The sequence below is a fragment of the Micromonospora sp. NPDC005194 genome (assembly GCF_040608335.1).
Lineage (GTDB): Bacteria > Actinomycetota > Actinomycetes > Mycobacteriales > Micromonosporaceae > Micromonospora.
This window is the reverse complement of record NZ_JBEXIA010000013.1, coordinates 51928-69733: the sequence shown is the minus strand read 5'-3', so window position 1 is coordinate 69733 and position 17806 is coordinate 51928. Positions and strand designations below refer to the sequence as shown.

The window sequence follows — 17806 nt, the reverse complement described above, 5'->3', positions numbered from 1 at the left end:
CTCCGGCGGGAAGCGGCCCCGCCGGAGGACCCAGGCCCCGTCAGCAGCGGGGCACGTTCGGGATGTAGCCGTCGTAACCGGTGTAGACGTACGCGTCGGCGATGAAGCGGCCGCTGCCGATGCGGTCCCAGATCGAGCTGGTGCCGTACGTGCCGGTGACCGTGGTGCCGCTGGTCTGGCAGGCGATGGTCACCCGGGTGCCGTCGGCGACGGTGCCCACCGAGGCGTACCCCGTGCCCGGGCCGGAGCGGACGGTCAGCGGCGTGCCACTGGTGTCGACCGTGGCGTTGCCGGCGCCCGAGCTGCACCCGTTGTCGCTGGTGTAGGTCTTGCTACCCCAGTACAGGCCGAGGGTGCCGTTGAACCTGACCTGGATGTCGTTGCCGTTGAGGCGCTGTTCGTAGTGCAGGTGGGGGCCGGTGGACCCGCCGGTGCTGCCCACCCAGCCGAGCACCTTGCCGTAGCCGACGGTCTGCCCCACCGAGACGTTGAAGCCGTTGAGGTGGGCGTAATAGGTCGTGTAGCCGCCACCGTGGTCGATCCGCACGTACTTGCCGTAACTGGTGCCGCCGAGGTCGGTGACCCGGTCGACAGTGCCGGGGGCGCTGGCCACCACCGGGTCGCCGAGGTCGTCGGTGCGGTTGAAGTCGACCGCGTACGCCGGGCTGTGGTCCGACCGGGTCTGCCCCGACCAGGACTGGCCGCACGGGAACGGCACCTTGAAGGTCGGCGCGGCCAGCGCCGGGCTCGCCGGTGCGAGGACTCCCCCGACGAGCAGGCCCGTCACCAGCAGGCTGATCCACCGCTTACGCATCCAGCTCCCCCTATGTTCAAAACCTTCGATGAAGTGGCCTCAGCCTGACAGATATCGCCACTCTTCGAAAGAGCCGGGATCCACGACTGGGAGCGCGCCCAGCCGCCGGACACGAGGTTTCGGGATTGTTACTCGCTCGTGTCTGACAGGGGGTGGACCAGACCGGATGCAAGCGCTTACATGTGTGCACGCCCAATCGGACCGGCGAGGGTCACCAGCGGAGACCACGCCGGCTAGGAAGGAGGACGGCATGGCGGTCTTTACCAGACCACGCCAGGCCTTCGTGATCGCCGGTGTGCTCGGGCTGGCGCTCAGCGCCACCGCTTGCGGTACCGGTGACGACAAGAAGAGCGACAAGGCGGGCTCCGCGGAGTGCGCCCCATACGAGAAGTACCAGGGCCACGACGGCAAGAAGGTCTCCATCTACGCGTCCATCCGTGACGCCGAGGCCGACCTGCTCGAGCGGTCGTGGTCGCAGTTCACCGACTGCACCGGCATCGAGATCGCGTACGAGGGCAGCGGCGAGTTCGAGGCCCAGCTCCCCGTGCGGGTCGACGGCGGCAACGCGCCCGACATCGCCTTCGTGCCCCAGCCGGGCCTCGTGAAGCGGTTCGCGGACGCCGGCAAGCTGAAGTCCCTCGGCGCCGACACCAAGGCCCTGGCCGAGCAGAACATGCCGGCCGACTGGCTGAAGTACGGCACCGTCAACGGAACGCTCTACGGCGTGCCGCTCGGCGCGAACGTCAAGTCCTTCGTGTGGTACTCGCCGAAGACGTTCAAGGAGAAGGGCTGGGAGGTCCCGACCACCTGGGAGCAGCTCATCGCCCTGAGCGACAAGATCGCCGCCAGTGGCATGAAGCCGTGGTGCGCGGGCGTCGAGTCCGGTGACGCCACCGGCTGGCCGGCCACCGACTGGATCGAGGACGTCCTCCTGCGTACGGCGGGCGCCGAGGTCTACGACCAGTGGACCACCCACGCGATCCCGTTCAACGACCCGCGGGTCGTCGACGCGGTGGACCGCGCCGGCACGATCCTCAAGAACGAGAAGTACATGAACGGCGGCTTCGGCGGCGTCAAGAGCATCACCACCACCGCCTTCCAGGAGGCGGGCCTGCCGGTGACCACCGGCAAGTGCGCGATGCACCGACAGGCGTCCTTCTACGCCAACCAGTTCCCCGAGGGCACCAAGGTGGCCGAGGACGGCGACGCGTTCGCCTTCTACTTCCCGGCCATCGACGCGGCCAAGGGCAAGCCGGTGCTGGGCGCGGGCGAGTTCGTCGTCGCCTACGCCGACCGTCCCGAGGTGCAGGCGGTGCAGACCTACCTGGCCTCCGCCGAGTACGTCAACAGCCGCGCGAAGCTCGGCAACTGGGTCACGGCGAACAACAAGCTCGACATCGCCAACGTCGCCAGCCCGATCGACAAGCTCTCCGTCCAGATCCTGCAGGACAAGACCGGCGTCTTCCGCTTCGACGGATCCGACCTGATGCCGGCCGCCGTCGGCGCGGGAACGTTCTGGAAGGGCATGGTCGACTGGCTGAACGGCAAGGCGACCGCCCCGGTGCTCCAGGGCATCGAGAGCAGCTGGCCCAAGTGATCCCGGCGGTGGCCCGGCCCGCGGTCGCGGGCCGGGCCACCGGCCGAACCGGACCCGGAAGGGAGGGTTGATGGAGTTCGACTTCGCCGATGAGCAGCCGAAGCTCCTCATGCTGATGTACGGGCTGGTCGCCTTCGTGGTGGTGGTGGGCGGTCTGCTCCTGCTGCTCGACGTCGTCCCGGCCTGGTTTGCCCGGCGACGGGAGGCGCAGCTCGTGGCCGCCTCGGTGAGTGGAGCTCCACTTCCCCGCCGCCCCCGGCAACGGGAGGGGATCTTCGCGCTCTTCTTCCTGCTGCCCACGCTGCTGCTCCTCACCATCGGCCTGGTCGTGCCGGCCATTCGCACCGTGCTGCTCTCCCTGATGGACGGGAGCAGCACCAGCTGGGTGGGGCTGCGCAACTACGGCTGGATGTTCTCCGACGACTCGATGCTCCGGGTCCTGATCAACACCCTGGTCTGGGTGGTTCTGGTCCCGCTGGTGGCGACCGCGTTCGGCCTGATCTACGCCGTCCTGGTGGACAAGGCCCGGTTCGAGGCCGTGGCCAAGTCGCTGATCTTCCTGCCGATGGCGATCTCCTTCGTCGGCGCCAGCATCATCTGGAAGTTCGTCTACGCCTACCGCGGCGAGGGCGACCAGATCGGTCTGCTCAACCAGATCGTCACCAGCCTCGGCGGCGAGCCCAAGCAGTGGCTGCTGGAATCACCCCTGAACACGCTGCTGCTGATCGTCATCATGGTCTGGATCCAGGCCGGCTTCGCCATGGTGGTGCTCTCCGCCGCGATCAAGGCGATCCCCGGCGACATCGTGGAGGCCGCCCGGCTCGACGGGGTCAGCCCCTGGCAGATGTTCTGGCAGATCACCATGCCGAGCATCCGGCCGGCCCTGATCGTGGTGGCGGTGACGCTCACGATCGCCACGCTCAAGGTCTTCGACATCGTCCGGACCTCGACCAACGGCAACTACGACACCAGCGTCATCGCCAGCGAGATGTACAACCAGGCGTTCCGGTACGGCCAGAACGGGCAGGGCTCCGCGCTCGCGGTCTTCCTCTTCATCCTGGTCATCCCGGTCGTGATCTACCAGATCCGCAACCTCCGTCAACAGCGGGAGGGCTGAGATGACGACCGCAACGCCCACCGTCGCCGCCGGCGTCCAGAAGACCGACGGCACCGCGTCCACCGCCGCCGGGCGGGTACGTCGGCGACTCAACAGCCGTACGGCCACGCTCGTCTCGATCGTCATCGCGGTGGTCTGGACCATCCCGACCTTCGGCCTGTTCGTCTCCTCCCTCCGTCCGGAGGACGAGATCAAGACCACCGGCTGGTGGACGGCCTTCACCAATCCGCAGTTCACCCTGGAGAACTACCAGCAGGTCCTCTTCGGGCGGTCGGCGTCGTCCGGGCAGCTCGCCAGCTACTTCATCAACTCGCTGGCGATCACCATCCCGTCGGTGCTCTTCCCGCTCGCCTTCGCGGCCCTGGCCGCGTACGCGCTGGCGTGGATCAACTTCCGCGGGCGGGACTGGCTCTACATCGCGATCTTCGCGTTGCAGATCGTCCCGCTGCAGATGGCCCTGGTGCCGCTGCTGAAGTTCTTCTCCACCGGCGTCACCCTCGGCGGCGTCACCCTGATGCCGGCATGGGACCTGGTCGACGAGCAGAAGTTCGCCCAGGTGTGGTTCGCACACACCTGTTTCGCGCTTCCGTTCGCGGTCTTCCTGCTGCACAACTTCATCTCGCAGCTCCCCGGCGACCTGATGGAGGCGGCCCGGGTCGACGGGGCCACCCACCCGAAGATCTTCCGCACCATCGTGCTGCCGCTGATCACCCCGGCGCTGGCCGCGTTCGGCATCTTCCAGTTCCTCTGGGTCTGGAACGACCTGCTGGTCGCGCTGATCTTCGCCGGTGGCGGCAACGAGACCGCCCCGCTCACGGTTCGGCTGGCCGAGATGGCCGGCACCCGGGGCAACGAGTGGCAGCGGCTGACCGCGGGCGCGTTCGTCTCGATCGTTGTACCGCTCGTCGTATTCCTGTCCCTGCAGCGCTTCTTCGTGCGAGGTCTGCTCGCCGGCAGCGTCAAGGGCTGACCCGCTTGCCCGCCGCCGCCTGGCCCCTGAGGGCGGCGGCGGGCGACGGGTACCGAGCGGGGGAAGCATGACGAAGATTGATGATGTCGCCCGGTTGGCCGGGGTCTCCACGGCAACCGTCTCGCGGGCCCTGCGCGGGCTGCCGACGGTCTCGGCCGCCACCCGACGCAGAGTCCTCGCGGCCGCCGAGCAGCTCGACTACGCGGTCTCGCCGAGCGCGTCCCGGCTCGCCGGTGGCCGCACCGGCACGGTGGCGGTGGTCGTACCCCGGATCACCCGCTGGTTCTTCAGCACGGTCGTCGAGGCGGTCGAGGAGTATCTGCACCACTCCGGCTACGACCTGCTGCTCTACAACCTGGGCGGTCGGGAGCAGATCCGCCAGCGGGTGCTGCGCACCGCCAACCTGCACAAGCGGGTCGACGCCATGATGCTGGTCGCCACGCCGCTGCGCCCGGCGGACCTGACCGCGCTGGCCGCCCTGGACCTGCCCGGCGTGACCATCAGCTCGGGGAGCAGGGTGCCCAACTGGCCGTGCGTACGGATCGACGACGTGGCCGCCGCGCGGATGGCCACCCGCCACCTGCTCGACCTCGGCCACCGGCGGATCGCGCACATCTCCGGAGACCCCGACGACGAGCTGGCCTTCACCACCCACCTCGACCGGCGCCGGGGCTACCAGGCGGAGCTGCGGGCCGCCGGCCTGCGACCCGATCCGAGCCTGGACGTCGAGTCGTCGTTCACCATCGACGGCGGCAACCGGGCCGCCGCCGAACTGCTGGCCCGCGGTGTTCCGCCGACCGCTATCGTCGCCGCCTGCGACGAGATGGCGATGGGCGCGATGACCGCGCTGCGCGACGCCGGGCTGCGCGTACCGCAGGACGTCAGCGTGGTCGGCATCGACGACCACGACCTCGCCGGCGTGCTCGGGCTCAGCACCATCGCCCAGCCGGCCGCCGAACAGGGCCGGCTGGCCGCCCGGATGCTGCTCGACCCGCTCGGGGCCCGCAACCTGAGCCCGATCGTCGGTCAACGAACCGCCGGCGGCGACACATCGGTGATCCTGCCCACTCGGCTGGTGGTCCGAGAGTCCACCGCGCCGCCGCGGGCACACTGAACCCCAACCATCCGCCGCCGGCCGGCGGCTGGCGGCGACGCGGCCGGCAGCAGCACCGCCGGCAGTCCACCCACCGCGCGACACGGGAGACAACCCTGAACACCGATCCGACGCAGCAGACCTCCTCCGGTCACCCGATCACCGGCTGGTGGACCGAGGCCGCCATCTACCAGATCTACCCACGCTCGTTCGCCGACTCCGACGGTGACGGCATCGGTGACCTGCCGGGCATCACCGCCCGCCTCGACCACCTGGTCGAGCTGGGCGTGGACGCGGTGTGGCTCTCCCCGTTCTATCCGTCCCCGCAGGCCGACGCGGGCTACGACGTGGCCGACTACCGGGACGTCGACCCGCTGTTCGGCACCCTCGCCGACGCGGACAAGCTGATCGCCGAGGCCCGCTCCCGCGGCCTGCGGGTGATCGTCGACCTGGTGCCGAACCACACCTCGTCGGCGCACCGCTGGTTCCAGGCCGCGCTGGCCGCCGCGCCGGGCAGCCCGGAGCGGTCCCGGTACATCTTCCGCGACGGCCTCGGCCCGGCCGGCGACCAGCCGCCGAACGACTGGCAGAGCGTCTTCGGCGGTCCGGCCTGGACCCGGACGGTCGACCCGGACGGCCGACCCGGCCAGTGGTACCTGCACCTGTTCGACACCGGCCAGCCCGACCTCAACTGGGACAACCCGGAGGTGCACGAGGAGTTCCTGGACGTGCTGCGGTTCTGGCTGGACCGCGGTGTGGACGGCTTCCGCGTCGACGTGGCGCACGGCCTCGTCAAGCAGGCCGACCTGGCCGACTGGCAGGAGCCCCAGGAGATCCTCTCCGGCAACGAGATCGACAAGCCGCGCCCGCCGATGTGGGACCAGGAGGGCGTGCACGAGATCTACCGGCAGTGGCGGCGGGTCCTGGACAGCTACCCCGGCGAGCGGGTGCTGGTCGCGGAGGCGTGGGTGGAGCCGGCCGAGCGGCTGGCCCGCTACGTCCGCCCGGACGAGATGCACCAGGCGTTCAACTTCGAGTACCTGCTCGCCGCCTGGACCGCGCCGGCCCAGTACGCGGTGATCACCCGCTCCCTGGAGGCGACCGACTCGGTGGGCGCGCCGACGACCTGGGTGCTGTCCAACCACGACGTCGTACGCCACGCCTCCCGGCTCGGCCTGGCGATCGGCGGCGGCCGGCCCAACGGCATCGGCATCGGCGACCCGCAGCCGGAAGCCGCGCTCGGCCTGCGCCGGGCCCGGGCGGCCACCCTGCTGATGCTCGCCCTGCCCGGCTCGGCGTACCTCTACCAGGGCGAGGAGCTGGGCCTGCCCGAGCACACCACGATGCCCGACGAGGCCCGGCAGGACCCGACCTGGGCCCGCAGCGGGCACACCCAGCGGGGCCGCGACGGCTGCCGGGTGCCGATCCCGTGGGAGGCCGACGCCCCGTCGTACGGCTTCGGGCCCACCGATGCCAGCTGGCTGCCGCAACCCCCGTCCTGGGCGGAGTACGCGCTGGACCGGCAGCGCGACGTGCCCGGCTCGACGTACGAGCTGTACCGCACGGCGCTGCGTCTGCGCCGTGCCCACGGCCTGGGCCGGGGCACGCTGGAGTGGCTGTCCTCCAACGACGAGGTGCTGACCTTCCGCAACGGCGAGCTGACGGTGCTGACCAACTTCGGCGACACTCCGGTGCCGGTTCCGGCCGGCGCCGAGGTGCTCGCCGCCAGCGCACCGCTGGACGAGGGCGCGGTCCCGACCGACGTCACGGTCTGGCTCCGCGGCTGACCGGTCCGGTCGAGCCCTCTCCCGCCGCCGCGGCCTGCTCCGCTGCCGTTTGAATGGAGTCCGCCCCACCGCCCCACCGCTTTCCAGCGCCGGGCCGGTGGGGGGGTCGGGGACGGGGACCGCTGCGCATCACGTCCTTTGCTCTGCTTCAACCGAGGCGACAGTCGGTGCCCTTATGTGTTGCGTGGGTTGAAGCAGAGCAAAGGCGGCGCTGGCACTACGCGGACCTGGCGGCCGCCCGATGATCGGGTGATGAGAAGGAGGTCCAGGCCGCTCCGGAACAACCAGCCAACGAGCCGGCGCGGGTACGGTGCGAGGGCCCGTCAGAGGCGGTCGGCTCGGGTGTGCAGCAGGTCGTGCACGTTGTCGATGTCCGCCGGTGAGGTACGCGAGGCGAGCCAGTACATAATGCCGGTGGGAATGAAGAAGAGCTGGAACGCGGCCAGCCCGACGGCGAAGTTCAGCGGTGGCGGGAAGGCCGCGCGAAGACCCTGGAAGGCGACCCCGACCAGCCCGTTGCCGGCCGACCGGCCCACCCCGTTGACCAGGTTGCCGAGGCTGTAGACGGTCCCCCGGTGCTCCGGCGGGTTCACGTCGGCGATCAGCGCGAACCAGTTCGGCGAGTTCGCCGAGGTCAACGCGAGCGCCACCACGGCGGTGAGCAGGCTGAGTCCGACCGACGGCTCGGTGACCACGCTGGACAGCACCGCGCCGACCACCGCGCCGGCGCTGCCGCCGTCGGGCACGTCGATGGTCACCGGCACGAAGAACAGCACCAGGTAGAACGGCAGCGCGGCGAGGATGCCGACCGCCGCGACCAGGGCCCGACCGCCAGGGGTACGCCGCTGCACCGCGTCGCCGACCAGCCCACCCACGATGGAGAGCACCCCACCGAGCTGGAACAGCGTGGCGAAGACGCTGCCCACCACCACCGCGGTCGACTCCGAGTAGCCCTGGGCCTCGGCCCGTTCGGCGAACAGCACCGGCAGCCAGACCAGCGAGCCGAACGCCGCCTGCGCGGTCAGGCCCTGCAGGATCAGCCACCGGTTGGTACGCCGGGCCAGGATCCTCGGCACGTCGGCCCGACTGATCCGGTAGTCGTAGTCCGCGCCGGCGTCCAATGCGTCGGCCAGCTCCGGTTCGCTCTGGCCGCGCCGGACGTCGTAGGTGAACAGGTACGCCAGGGTGGCGGCCAGGCCCACCCCGGTCAGCAGCAGGAACGGCCGCCGCCAGTCGGCCGCGCCGAGCAGCCCGCCGAACAGCGTGCCGGCGAGCGTGCCGACGCCCTGGGAGAGCCCCCAGAAGCTCATCACCAGCCCGCGCCGGGTCGGCGAGATCAGGTCGGTGACCACCGAGAAGCCCACCGAGCCGACCGCACCGAGACCGACCGCCGCGACGAGCTGGGCGGCCAGGAACGTGAGGTACCCGCCGGCGAGCGCGCTGCCGCCGGTGCCCGCCGCCCAGAGCAGTGTGCCCACCATGAGCAGCGGTTTGCGGTTGCTCCGGTCCCCGACGTACGCCCAGCCGACCGCGGCCACCGCGCTGACCAGAAAGCTGACGGCGGTGACCAGCCCGAGCAGCCGCCCCGACACGTCGAACGCGCCGGCGATCGGCTTGTAGAGCGGTGGGACGAGCCCGATCGCCACGTTGTCGAGCGAGGCGAGCAGCACGAACACCACGACGCTGTACAGCCGGTGCGCCCGGCCGCCGCCCCGGCCACTCCGGCGCTGGCCGGGCCCGCCACTGGTCACGCTCATGACGGGCAGCCAACCAGACTCCGGTACGCAAGTCGCGACGCGGGTGGGTGCCGGTCGGCTCCCACCCGCGTCGACTCCGACGGTCAGCGGCGGTCGAGGACCAACCCGCGGGCGGCGGCGTACTGGTCACGGACGGCGGGGACGGGCTCCGCCGCGTACTCCTCGGTGCCCTTGACCTCCCACTGCGGCGGGGTCGGACCGCCGAGGGCGACCCAGGCGGCCTGGCGGGCGGCGCCGTCGGCGACGTACTCCCCGGCGGGCGGAACGACCACCGGGCAGCCGAAGACCTGCGGTGCGATCCGGCGGACCGCGGCCGAGCGTGCCCCGCCGCCGACGAGGATGACCCGGCGGACGGTGGCGCCCTGCGCGGTAAGCGCGTCCAGGCCGTCGGCGAGCGCGCAGAGCATGCCCTCCACGGCGGCCCGGGCCAGGTGCGCGGGGGTCGACGTGCGCAGGGTCAGCCCGTGCACCGCGCCGGTGGCCAGCGGACGGTTGGGCGTCCGCTCACCCTCCAGGTAGGGCACCATGACCAGCCCGTCCGCGCCGGCCGGCGCGGAGAGCGCCAGCTCGGCCAGCTCGTCCAGGTCGACGCCCAGCATCGTGGCGGCGGCGTCCAGCACCCGGGCGGCGTTGAGCGTGCAGACCAGCGGCAGGAAGCGGCCCGACGCGTCGGCGAAGCCGGCCACCGCGCCGCTCTCGTCGGCGGCCGGCACGTCGGCCACGCTGAACACCGTGCCGGAGGTGCCGATCGAGACGACCACGTCACCGGGACCGGCGCCGACGCCGAACGCGGCGGCGGCGTTGTCGCCGGTGCCCGCGCCGAGCAGCGCGCCGCCCCCACCCAGCTCGTCGGCCAGCGTGCCGGCCGACTCGGCCGGGCCCAGCACCTCGGGCACCACGAGCTGCCGACCGAAGGCCCGTTCCAGCAGGTCCGGACGGTAGGAACCGGTGGACGGGGACCAGTAGCCGGTGCCGCTGGCGTCACCCCGGTCGGTCCGCAGCCCCGCCAGCCCCGGCGCACCGGCCAGCCGCCAGGTCAGCCAGTCGTGCGGCAGGCAGACGGCCGCCACCCGTGCGGCCAGATCCGGCTCGTGCCGGGCCAGCCAGCGCAGCTTGGTGATGGTGAAGCTCGCCACCGGCACGCTGCCGGTGGCCTCGGCCCAGAACCGCCGCCCTTCCGAGCCGCCGCCGGCCTCCTCGATGAGGTCGGCGGCGGCGTCGGCGGAGCGGGTGTCGTTCCACAGCAGGGCCGGGCGCACCACCCGGCCCGCCTCGTCGAGGCAGACCATGCCGTGCTGCTGGCCGGCGACGGAGACCGCCGCGACGTCGGCCAGCCCGCCGGCCTCGTCGGCGGCGCTGCGCAGCGCCTGCCACCAGGCTTCCGGGTCGACCTCGGTGCCGTCCGGGTGCGGTGCCCGGCCCTGCCGGAGCAGGGCGCCGGTCTCCGCGTCCCGGATGACCACCTTGCAGGACTGGGTGGACGAGTCAACGCCCGCGACCAACGGCATGGCGGGGCCTCAGCGAGCGCCGAGCAGGTGCTCGACGGCGAGCTGGTTGAGCTGGACGAAGGCGAAGCCCCGCGCGGCCACCGCGTCCACGTCGACGTCCTCGAACGCGGACCGGTCGGCCAGGAACTCCTCGTAGCCCTCACCGTCGCCGAGCGTCGGCGTGTTCAGCTCGTCGACCTTGCTGGCGGCGAGCGCCTCGACGACCTCGGGGTCGGCGCGGAACGCCGCGGCCCGCTCCTTGAGCAGCAGGTAGGTGCTCATGTTGGCCGCCGCGGAGGCCCAGACACCGTCCATGTCCTCGGTGCGGGAGGGCTTGTAGTCGAAGTGCCGGGGGCCGTCGTAAATCGGCCCGCCGTTCGGGCTGCCGTTCTCCAAAAGGTCCACCAGGGCGAACGCGTTCATCAGGTCACCGTGGCCGAAGACCAGGTCCTGGTCGTACTTGATGCCGCGCTGGCCGTTGAGGTCCAGGTGGAACAGCTTGCCCTGCCAGAGCGCCTGGGCGATGCCGTGGGCGTAGTTGAGCCCGGCCATCTGCTCGTGGCCGACCTCCGGGTTGAGACCGACCATCTCCGGGTGGGCCAGCTGGGAGATGAAGCCGAGCGCGTGCCCGATGGTGGGCAGCAGGATGTCGCCGCGCGGCTCGTTGGGCTTGGGCTCCAGGGCGAACCGCATGGTGTAGCCCTTGTCGATGACGTACTGGGTGAGCAGGTCCACCGCCTCGCGGTAACGGTCCAGGGCGGCGCGGACGTCCTTGGCGACGTCGTACTCGGAGCCCTCGCGACCACCCCACATCACGAAGGTGATGGCGCCCAGCTCGGCGGCCAGGTCGACCTGGCGCAGCACCTTGCGCAGCGCGAACCGGCGGACGTCGCGGTCGTTGCTGGTGAAGCCGCCGTCCTTGAAGATCGGGTGGGTGAAGAGGTTGGTGGTGACCATCGGCACCACGAGGCCGGTCTCGTCGAGCGCCTTGCGGAACCGCGCGATGCGCTGGTCGCGGGTGGCGGCGTCGGCCCCGAACGGGATCAGGTCGTCGTCGTGGAAGGTGATGCCGTACGCGCCCAGCTCGGCGAGCCGGTGCACCGCCTCGACGGCGTCCAGCTCGGGACGGGTCGCGTCGCCGAACGGGTCGCGGGCCTGCCAGCCCACGGTCCAGAGCCCGAAGGAGAACTTGTCGGCGGGGGTGGGACGGGGTGCCATGAGCAACCTCCGGGGTGGTGGTGTCAGGTATTTGTTCAGCGATTGAATTATTTGCCCGCCCTATGGCACTGTCAAGGGGTGAGCCCCACCCACGCCCCGGCCGGCGCAGCCCGTCAGGGCAGCCTCCGCGAGCTCAACCTCGCCCTGGTTCTCGGCCGGATCGCCGCCGCCGAGCGTCCCCCGTCCCGGGCCGACCTGGCAACCGCCACCGGCCTGACCCGCGCCACCGTCTCGGCGGTGGTCGAGGACCTGCTCGCGGGCCAACTGGTCAGCGAGGCCGACCCGGCGCCCCGGGCGGGCGCCGGCCGCCCGGCCCGGGGGCTGGTCCTGGCCGACCAGGGCCCGGCCGGGCTCGGCCTGGAGGTCAACGTCGACTACCTGACGGTGTGCGTCGTCGATCTCGCCGGCCAGGTCCGGCACCGCACCGTGCACCGGGCCGACCTGCGCCCGGTCGCCCCCGCCGACGCGCTGGCCCGCCTCGTCGACCTGGCCCGGCAGGCCCGCGCCGACGCGGCCCGGCAGGGCCTCACCCTGGCCGGAGCCGCGCTCGCCGTACCCGGCCTGGTGGACGACGCCGGCCTGGTCCGGCTCGCGCCGAACCTCGGCTGGCGGGACGTCGCGGTGCCCGAACTGCTCAGCAGGCACCCGCCCCTGACCGAACAGGTGCCCGGCATCCCGGCCCTGGTGGTGGACAACGAGGCCAACCTCGCGGCGCTCGGCGAGCTGCACTCCCGGCCGCCCGGCCCGGCGAGCTTCCTGCACATCTCCGGCGAGGTCGGCATCGGCGCGGGGATCGTCCTGGACGGCGCGCTGTTCCGCGGCGTACGCGGCTGGAGCGGCGAGATCGGCCACCTCCCGGTCCACCCCGAGGGCCGTCCGTGCCGCTGCGGAGGGCAGGGTTGCCTGGAGCAGTACGCCGGTCAGGAGGCGATCGTGGCCGGCGCCGGGCTGGTACGGGCGGAGCTTCCCGCGGACACCGCGACGGCGCGACTGGCCGAGCTGGCCGAGGCCGGTGACCCGGACGCGCTACGGGCGCTGCACGACGCCGGTACGGCACTCGGGGTGGCGGTGGCCGGCGTGGTCAACCTGCTGGACCTGGACACCGTGGTGCTCGGCGGCGGGTACGCCCCGCTGGCGCCCTGGCTGTGCCCGCCGGTGCTCGCCGAGATCGCGGCCCGGGTGCTCACCGCCGCCTGGTCACCGGTCACGGTCCGGCCCTCGACCCTCGGTCCGGAGGCCGCCGCCGTGGGCGCGGCCGGCTCGGTGGTACGGCGGATCGTCGCCCGCCCCGCAGGCTGGCTGAACCGCTCCGGCTGACGCGCTCCGGGCGTGCGTCGGTGCGGCTCGGTACGCTTGCCGTCGAGCAACTATCGGCAGGCGAGGAGCGCAGGAGCAGCATGCGTACAGGTCGTCGGACGCCCGGCAGCGTCGGGCGGTGACCACGACCCGACGGGGCGGCATCGCAGGTCCGGTCGGCGGCGACTGGCAGGCGTCGCGACCACCGACCCGCCAACGCGGCGGCGGTGCGCTGCCGGCCGACTCGCCACTGGCCCGCGAGCTGCTCGACGGGCTCGCCGAGGCCGTGCTGACGACCGACGAGACCGGCCGGGTCACCCTCGTCAACGCCCGGGCAGCCCAGCTGCTCCCGGAGATCGTCGCGGACGTCGAGCTGTCCGAGTGCCCGGTGGCGGCACCGGTCCGGGCCGTGCGGGACGGCACCGAGAGCTTCGACGCCGAGCACCACGGCCGGCACCTGCGGGGCGGTCGACGGCGTACCCACCGAGCCGAGCCGCTGGCGGGACGCCGAGGCCGCGGACCTGAGCGCCGTGCTCCCACCCGGGTTCGGCCGGCCGGGCGCGCTGCTGGTCAGCCCGATGCCCGGTCCCGGGGGGTCAGCCGGTGCACTGCTGTTGGTCCGCCGTGCCGGCCGGGCCGGCTTCGACCCACGCGACGTCGAGTTGGCCCGCGAGTTCGCCGCGCGGGCCGGCGCGGCGCTGGCCGCCGCCGAGCTGTACGGCGAGCAGGCCCACCTGGCCCGGGTGTTGCAGACCAGCCTGCTCCCGCCGGAGCTGCCGACCGTGCCCGGCGGCAGCGACCGCTGGAGCTGATCCACCTGCTCAACCGCACCCTGTTCGACGCGCCCGACGCCGCACGGCGCAGCCAGCTCACCACCCTGCTGCTCGGGTCACTGGAGCGCGGGGCGGCGGGGGTGAACATCCGGATCGCCGGCGGCGGGCACCCCGCGCCGCTGCTGGTCACCGCCGCCGGTTCGGTCGTCCCGGTTCCGGTCGGCGGGATGCCGGTCGGCGCACTGGCCGACGCCCGGTTCGCCGACGCCCGGGTGCACCTCGACCCGGGCGACCTGCTCCTCGCGTACACCGACGGGGTGACCGAGGCGAACGGCGGCCCGGTCCACGCCGAAAAGTTCGGCGCGCACCGGCTGCGCGCCGCACTGGCCGCAGCGGCCGGGCTGCCTCCGGCCGCGCTGGTCGACAGGCTGCTGCAGGTGGTGGACGAGTGGCTGGGCGGCCAGGCTCACGACGACATCGCCGTGCTGGCGGTGTGCGCGTCGGCGCCGGCCTGAGTCAGGCGGTCCGGGCCACCGGCGGCTCACCGGTGGGCCATTCGCGCGGCATGCCCACCGCCCGCTCGGGGCCGGTCTGCCACACCGTTCGGGTCGACCGCTCCGGGCGCTTCGACGAGGCCCTCGCCGGCCCGGTGGGCCGGTCCGGATCCCGCGGGTCCGCGTCGTCCGGCCAGTCGTCTCGCCCAGGCGGCCGGTCCCCGTCATCCGGCGCCGAGCCGCTTCGCGCCTGCTGCCGGCGGGCGGCCTCGTCGAACTCCCGCATCCCGCTCACCAGGGCGGTACGGCCCGCCGGAGTCATCGCCGCCAGCACTGTGGCAATTCGCTTCTGCCGGTCGGCGCGCAGCTCCGCGAGGAGCCGACGGGCCTCCGGGGTGAGGTGCAGGGAGATCTCCCGCCGGTCGAAGCGACCGGGCTCGCGCTCCAGCATGCCGGCCGCGACCAACCGGTCGCAGAGTCGGCTGGCGGAACTGAGCAACATGTCCAGGCGGGTGGCGAGCCGGCGTAGGTTGATCCCGTCGTGCTGCTCGACCACCATCACAGCCCGTAGTTGGGCTCCGGAGACCCGGCTGGGGGTCGCCTCGCGGGCGGAATCCCATACGCCCAGCAGGGCTCCCGCCGCCGCGTCCAACGCGGCAGCCATACTCGTCGCAGGGTCCGGTGGACCGTGTTCTTCGGCCATGGTGGCCCGAGACTACTCCGAAGCCACTGGTAGTCGAGCTTTGATCAAGGAGGCCTGATGAGTAAACCGGTCAATCGGGCACGTCGTACCCTGAACGAGACACCCGCCGACCTTCTCGTGGGCAGCATCGGGAAGATCTTCGAAGAGGCGTACGGGATCACCGAAGCGGAGCTGTACCAGGTCGACTACCGCCTCTCGGAGCTGTTGCCACTCACCGAGGGTGACTCCATCCGGGACGCCGGACACCCCGCCTGGCGGGCCTTCGACCACCAGGTGCCCCTGCTGGTCGACGGCACCGCCTGGGTGCCGGTCAGCATGCGCGGCGAACGGCGGGGCGTCCTGCGTCTCGCGCCGGTGGCCGACGACCCGGCAGTGCTCGGCGAGCTGGCCGACGTCGCCACCGCGCTCGCGCACGAGCTGGCGGCCGTCTCCGCCGGCACCGACGTCTACCGCGTCGCGCGGCGCAGCCAGCGGCTCACCCTGGCCGCGGAGATGCAGTGGGACCTGCTCCCCGGCCGCAGCCGGATCCGACCCTCGTTCAGCCTGGCCGGGCAGCTGGAGCCGGCGTACGCCGTGCGGGGGGACAGCTTCGACTGGGCCGACGACGGGCAGCGGCTCTGGCTCTCCACGGTCAACGGGACCGGTGAGGGCGTCGCGGCGTCCCTGCTCACGTCGCTGGCCACCCACGCGCTGCGCAACGCCCGCCGGGCCGGCCTCGGCCTGGGTGATCAGGCCGCCCTCGCCGACCAGGCCATCTACGACGAGTACCGCGGCAAGCGGCACCTCTCCGTGCTGTTGATGGATTTGGACCTGCGCTCCGGGACGATGAGCGTGGTGGACGCCGGCTCGCCACGGCTCGTCCTGCTGCGGGGCGGAGAGGTCACCGAGCAGCCGCTGGAGGCGCAGTTCCCGCTCGGCATGTTCGAGGCGACCGACTACCACGAGCAGACGTTCACGCTGGAACGCGGCGACCGGCTCTTCGTGGTCAGCGACGGCGTGGTGGAGGCCACCGGGAAGAACGTGCGCTACGGCGAGACGGCACTGGACCGGTTCCTGCGCCGGACGGGCCCGATGGAGCCACTGGACGCCGTGCGGTCGCTGATCGGTGACCTGCGCGCGTTCGTGGCCGGCGACCTCGTCGACGATGCCGTGGTGGTCTGCCTGGACTGGACCGGCCCGCAGGCGTGAGCGGCGGCGGTCAGTACGCGCCGCGGCTGTTCAGCACCGCGCCGGCGGTCTTCCAGAGGATGGTGAGGTCGGCGGCGAGCGACCAGTTCTCCACGTAGTAGAGATCGAGTCGGATGCCGTCCTCCCAACTCAGGTCGGATCGGCCGCTGACCTGCCACAGCCCGGTCATGCCGGGCTTCACCAGCAGCCGCCGGGCCACGTCACCGTCGTAGCGGGCCACCTCCGAGGGCAGCGGCGGACGCGGCCCGACCAGGCTCATCTGGCCCAGCAGCACGTTGACCAGCTGCGGCAGCTCGTCCAGCGACCACTTGCGCAGCAGCCGGCCGACCCGGGTCACCCGAGGGTCGTCGCGCATCTTGAACATCAGGCCGTCGGTCTCGTTGCGGGTCGCCAGCTCGGTGAGCAGCGCGTCGGCGTTGACCACCATCGTCCGGAACTTGAACACGCCGAACTCCTGGCCGCCCCGACCCACCCGGACCTGCCGGAAGAGCACCGGCCCCCGGCTGTCCAGTTTGATGGCCAACGCGATGACCGCGATCAGCGGCAGCAGCAGCGCCAACGCCAGCGAGGACGCCGACCGGTCGACGAACCCCTTGACCAGCTTGCGCGCACCACGGAACTCGGGCGCCTCGACGTGGATCAGGGGCAGCCCGGCGACCGGACGGGTGTGGATCCGTGGGCCGGCCACATCGGTCAGCGCGGGCGCCACGACGAGGTCGACGCCGGTCCCCTCCAGCTGCCAGCCGAGCCGACGCAGTCGGGCCGCCGTCAGCTCACCGGAGGCGGTCACCGCGACCGTGTCCGCGCCGATCGCGGTGGCGGCCTCCGGGATGCCCCGGAACGATCCCACCACCGGCACGTCACCGAGCCGCTGGGCGACCGGCGCGAGCAGCGCGTCGGGGATGCACGCGCCGACCACCTGATAGCCGGCGTACGGCTCCCGGCGCAGGGTGTGCACCAACTCCAGGACGTGTGCGGTGTCGCCGACCACGAGCACCTTGCGGGACCAGCCGGTGCCCTTCGAGCGGGCCCGGTGCAGGCGTTTGCGCGCGACGAACCGGGTCACCTCCAGCCCGACCGTGCCGACCGCGAACGAGATGCCGAGGAAACCACGGGAGACGCCGACGTCGGCGATGTAGCCGGCGATGGCGATCGCGCCGGCCAACCGCAGGCTCGCCGAGCTGACCCGCCGGTACTCGTCCGCCCCGTAGCCGACGACCCGGTCGTCGTAGCAACCGAGCGCCTTGAGGGAGATCAGCCAGGCCAGGACCAACCCCGGCGCCACCAGCACGTACGGAATCTTGGAGCCGACCGGCTCCTCGTCCCCGAACCGGCCGACGTACCCGACGAGCAGCGCGATGATGAGGATTGTGGTGTCCAGCACGACCAGGACCCGGACGTAGGACCGTTCGTCGGCGCGGGCCACCAGCCCGCCCGGCGGGCCCTCCGGCGTCGCCGAGGTGCTGGCGGGGGTCAACAGTGTCGCCGCGGTCACCGGCCCTCCCACTCTGC

Annotated in this window: 15 protein-coding genes; 9 read left to right on the top strand and 6 right to left on the bottom strand. The window is 72.3% G+C overall.

Annotated features, from left to right (window positions below):
* Nucleotides 1-40: 40 nt before the first annotated feature.
* Nucleotides 41-814 (bottom strand): peptidoglycan DD-metalloendopeptidase family protein, encoded by a 774-nt coding sequence (locus ABZU53_RS13985; RefSeq protein WP_355066090.1) that lies wholly within the window; start codon nucleotides 812-814, stop codon nucleotides 41-43.
* Nucleotides 815-1064: 250 nt separating this feature from the next.
* Here ABZU53_RS13985 and ABZU53_RS13980 point away from each other — a divergent pair, with 250 nt between their 5' ends.
* The 5 genes from ABZU53_RS13980 (at nucleotide 1065) to ABZU53_RS13960 (ending at nucleotide 7378) form a co-directional block, all read left to right on the top strand.
* Nucleotides 1065-2411, top strand: coding sequence for an ABC transporter substrate-binding protein (locus ABZU53_RS13980; protein WP_354860934.1), 1347 nt, complete (start codon nucleotides 1065-1067; stop codon nucleotides 2409-2411).
* 70 nt (nucleotides 2412-2481) lie between these two features.
* Complete coding sequence (locus ABZU53_RS13975) at nucleotides 2482-3528, top strand: sugar ABC transporter permease (RefSeq protein ID WP_355066088.1); 1047 nt, start codon at nucleotides 2482-2484, stop codon at nucleotides 3526-3528.
* 1 nt (nucleotide 3529) lies between these two features.
* The gene (locus tag ABZU53_RS13970; RefSeq protein WP_354863136.1) at nucleotides 3530-4498 is read left to right on the top strand and encodes a carbohydrate ABC transporter permease; all 969 of its coding nucleotides are present in this window, start codon (nucleotides 3530-3532) and stop codon (nucleotides 4496-4498) included.
* A gap of 67 nt (nucleotides 4499-4565) precedes the next feature.
* Entirely contained in the window at nucleotides 4566-5612 is a 1047-nt protein-coding gene (locus tag ABZU53_RS13965) for a LacI family DNA-binding transcriptional regulator (protein ID WP_354863137.1), read from the top strand.
* A gap of 95 nt (nucleotides 5613-5707) precedes the next feature.
* Nucleotides 5708-7378 (top strand): glycoside hydrolase family 13 protein, encoded by a 1671-nt coding sequence (locus ABZU53_RS13960; RefSeq protein WP_355066216.1) that lies wholly within the window; start codon nucleotides 5708-5710, stop codon nucleotides 7376-7378.
* 323 nt (nucleotides 7379-7701) lie between these two features.
* Here ABZU53_RS13960 and ABZU53_RS13955 read toward each other — a convergent pair whose 3' ends face one another.
* The 3 genes from ABZU53_RS13955 to xylA form a co-directional block, all read right to left on the bottom strand.
* A complete protein-coding gene (locus ABZU53_RS13955) occupies nucleotides 7702-9135 on the bottom strand; it encodes an MFS transporter (RefSeq protein ID WP_355066086.1) in 1434 nt (477 codons plus the stop codon).
* 83 nt (nucleotides 9136-9218) lie between these two features.
* Nucleotides 9219-10643, bottom strand: coding sequence for a xylulokinase (gene xylB, locus ABZU53_RS13950; protein ID WP_355066084.1), 1425 nt, complete (start codon nucleotides 10641-10643; stop codon nucleotides 9219-9221).
* Between the two features lie 9 nt (nucleotides 10644-10652).
* A complete protein-coding gene (xylA, locus tag ABZU53_RS13945) occupies nucleotides 10653-11840 on the bottom strand; it encodes a xylose isomerase (RefSeq protein ID WP_355066082.1) in 1188 nt (395 codons plus the stop codon).
* A 78-nt stretch (nucleotides 11841-11918) separates the two neighbouring features.
* On the opposite strand from xylA, the gene ABZU53_RS13940 reads away from it, so the two are divergent.
* The 3 genes from ABZU53_RS13940 to ABZU53_RS13930 all read left to right on the top strand — a co-directional run bounded on the left by ABZU53_RS13940 (nucleotide 11919) and on the right by ABZU53_RS13930 (nucleotide 14424).
* A complete protein-coding gene (locus tag ABZU53_RS13940; RefSeq protein ID WP_354857006.1) occupies nucleotides 11919-13157 on the top strand; it encodes an ROK family transcriptional regulator in 1239 nt (412 codons plus the stop codon).
* 509 nt (nucleotides 13158-13666) lie between these two features.
* Nucleotides 13667-13948 carry a hypothetical protein gene (locus ABZU53_RS13935; RefSeq protein ID WP_355066234.1) on the top strand — a complete coding sequence of 94 codons (282 nt, stop codon included), beginning with the start codon at nucleotides 13667-13669 and terminating at the stop codon, nucleotides 13946-13948.
* Nucleotides 13939-14424 carry a PP2C family protein-serine/threonine phosphatase gene (locus tag ABZU53_RS13930; RefSeq protein WP_355066214.1) on the top strand — a complete coding sequence of 162 codons (486 nt, stop codon included), beginning with the start codon at nucleotides 13939-13941 and terminating at the stop codon, nucleotides 14422-14424. The genes ABZU53_RS13935 and ABZU53_RS13930 overlap by 10 nt, the downstream gene beginning before the upstream one ends.
* 1 nt (nucleotide 14425) lies before the next feature.
* On the opposite strand, the gene ABZU53_RS13925 is transcribed toward ABZU53_RS13930, so the two are convergent.
* Complete coding sequence (locus ABZU53_RS13925; RefSeq protein WP_355066080.1) at nucleotides 14426-15067, bottom strand: MarR family transcriptional regulator; 642 nt, start codon at nucleotides 15065-15067, stop codon at nucleotides 14426-14428.
* A gap of 96 nt (nucleotides 15068-15163) precedes the next feature.
* On the opposite strand from ABZU53_RS13925, the gene ABZU53_RS13920 reads away from it, so the two are divergent.
* Complete coding sequence (locus ABZU53_RS13920) at nucleotides 15164-16294, top strand: PP2C family protein-serine/threonine phosphatase (protein ID WP_355066078.1); 1131 nt, start codon at nucleotides 15164-15166, stop codon at nucleotides 16292-16294.
* A 10-nt stretch (nucleotides 16295-16304) separates the two neighbouring features.
* Here ABZU53_RS13920 and ABZU53_RS13915 read toward each other — a convergent pair whose 3' ends face one another.
* Entirely contained in the window at nucleotides 16305-17789 is a 1485-nt protein-coding gene (locus ABZU53_RS13915; protein WP_355066076.1) for a sugar transferase, read from the bottom strand.
* Between the last annotated feature and the right edge of the window lie 17 nt (nucleotides 17790-17806).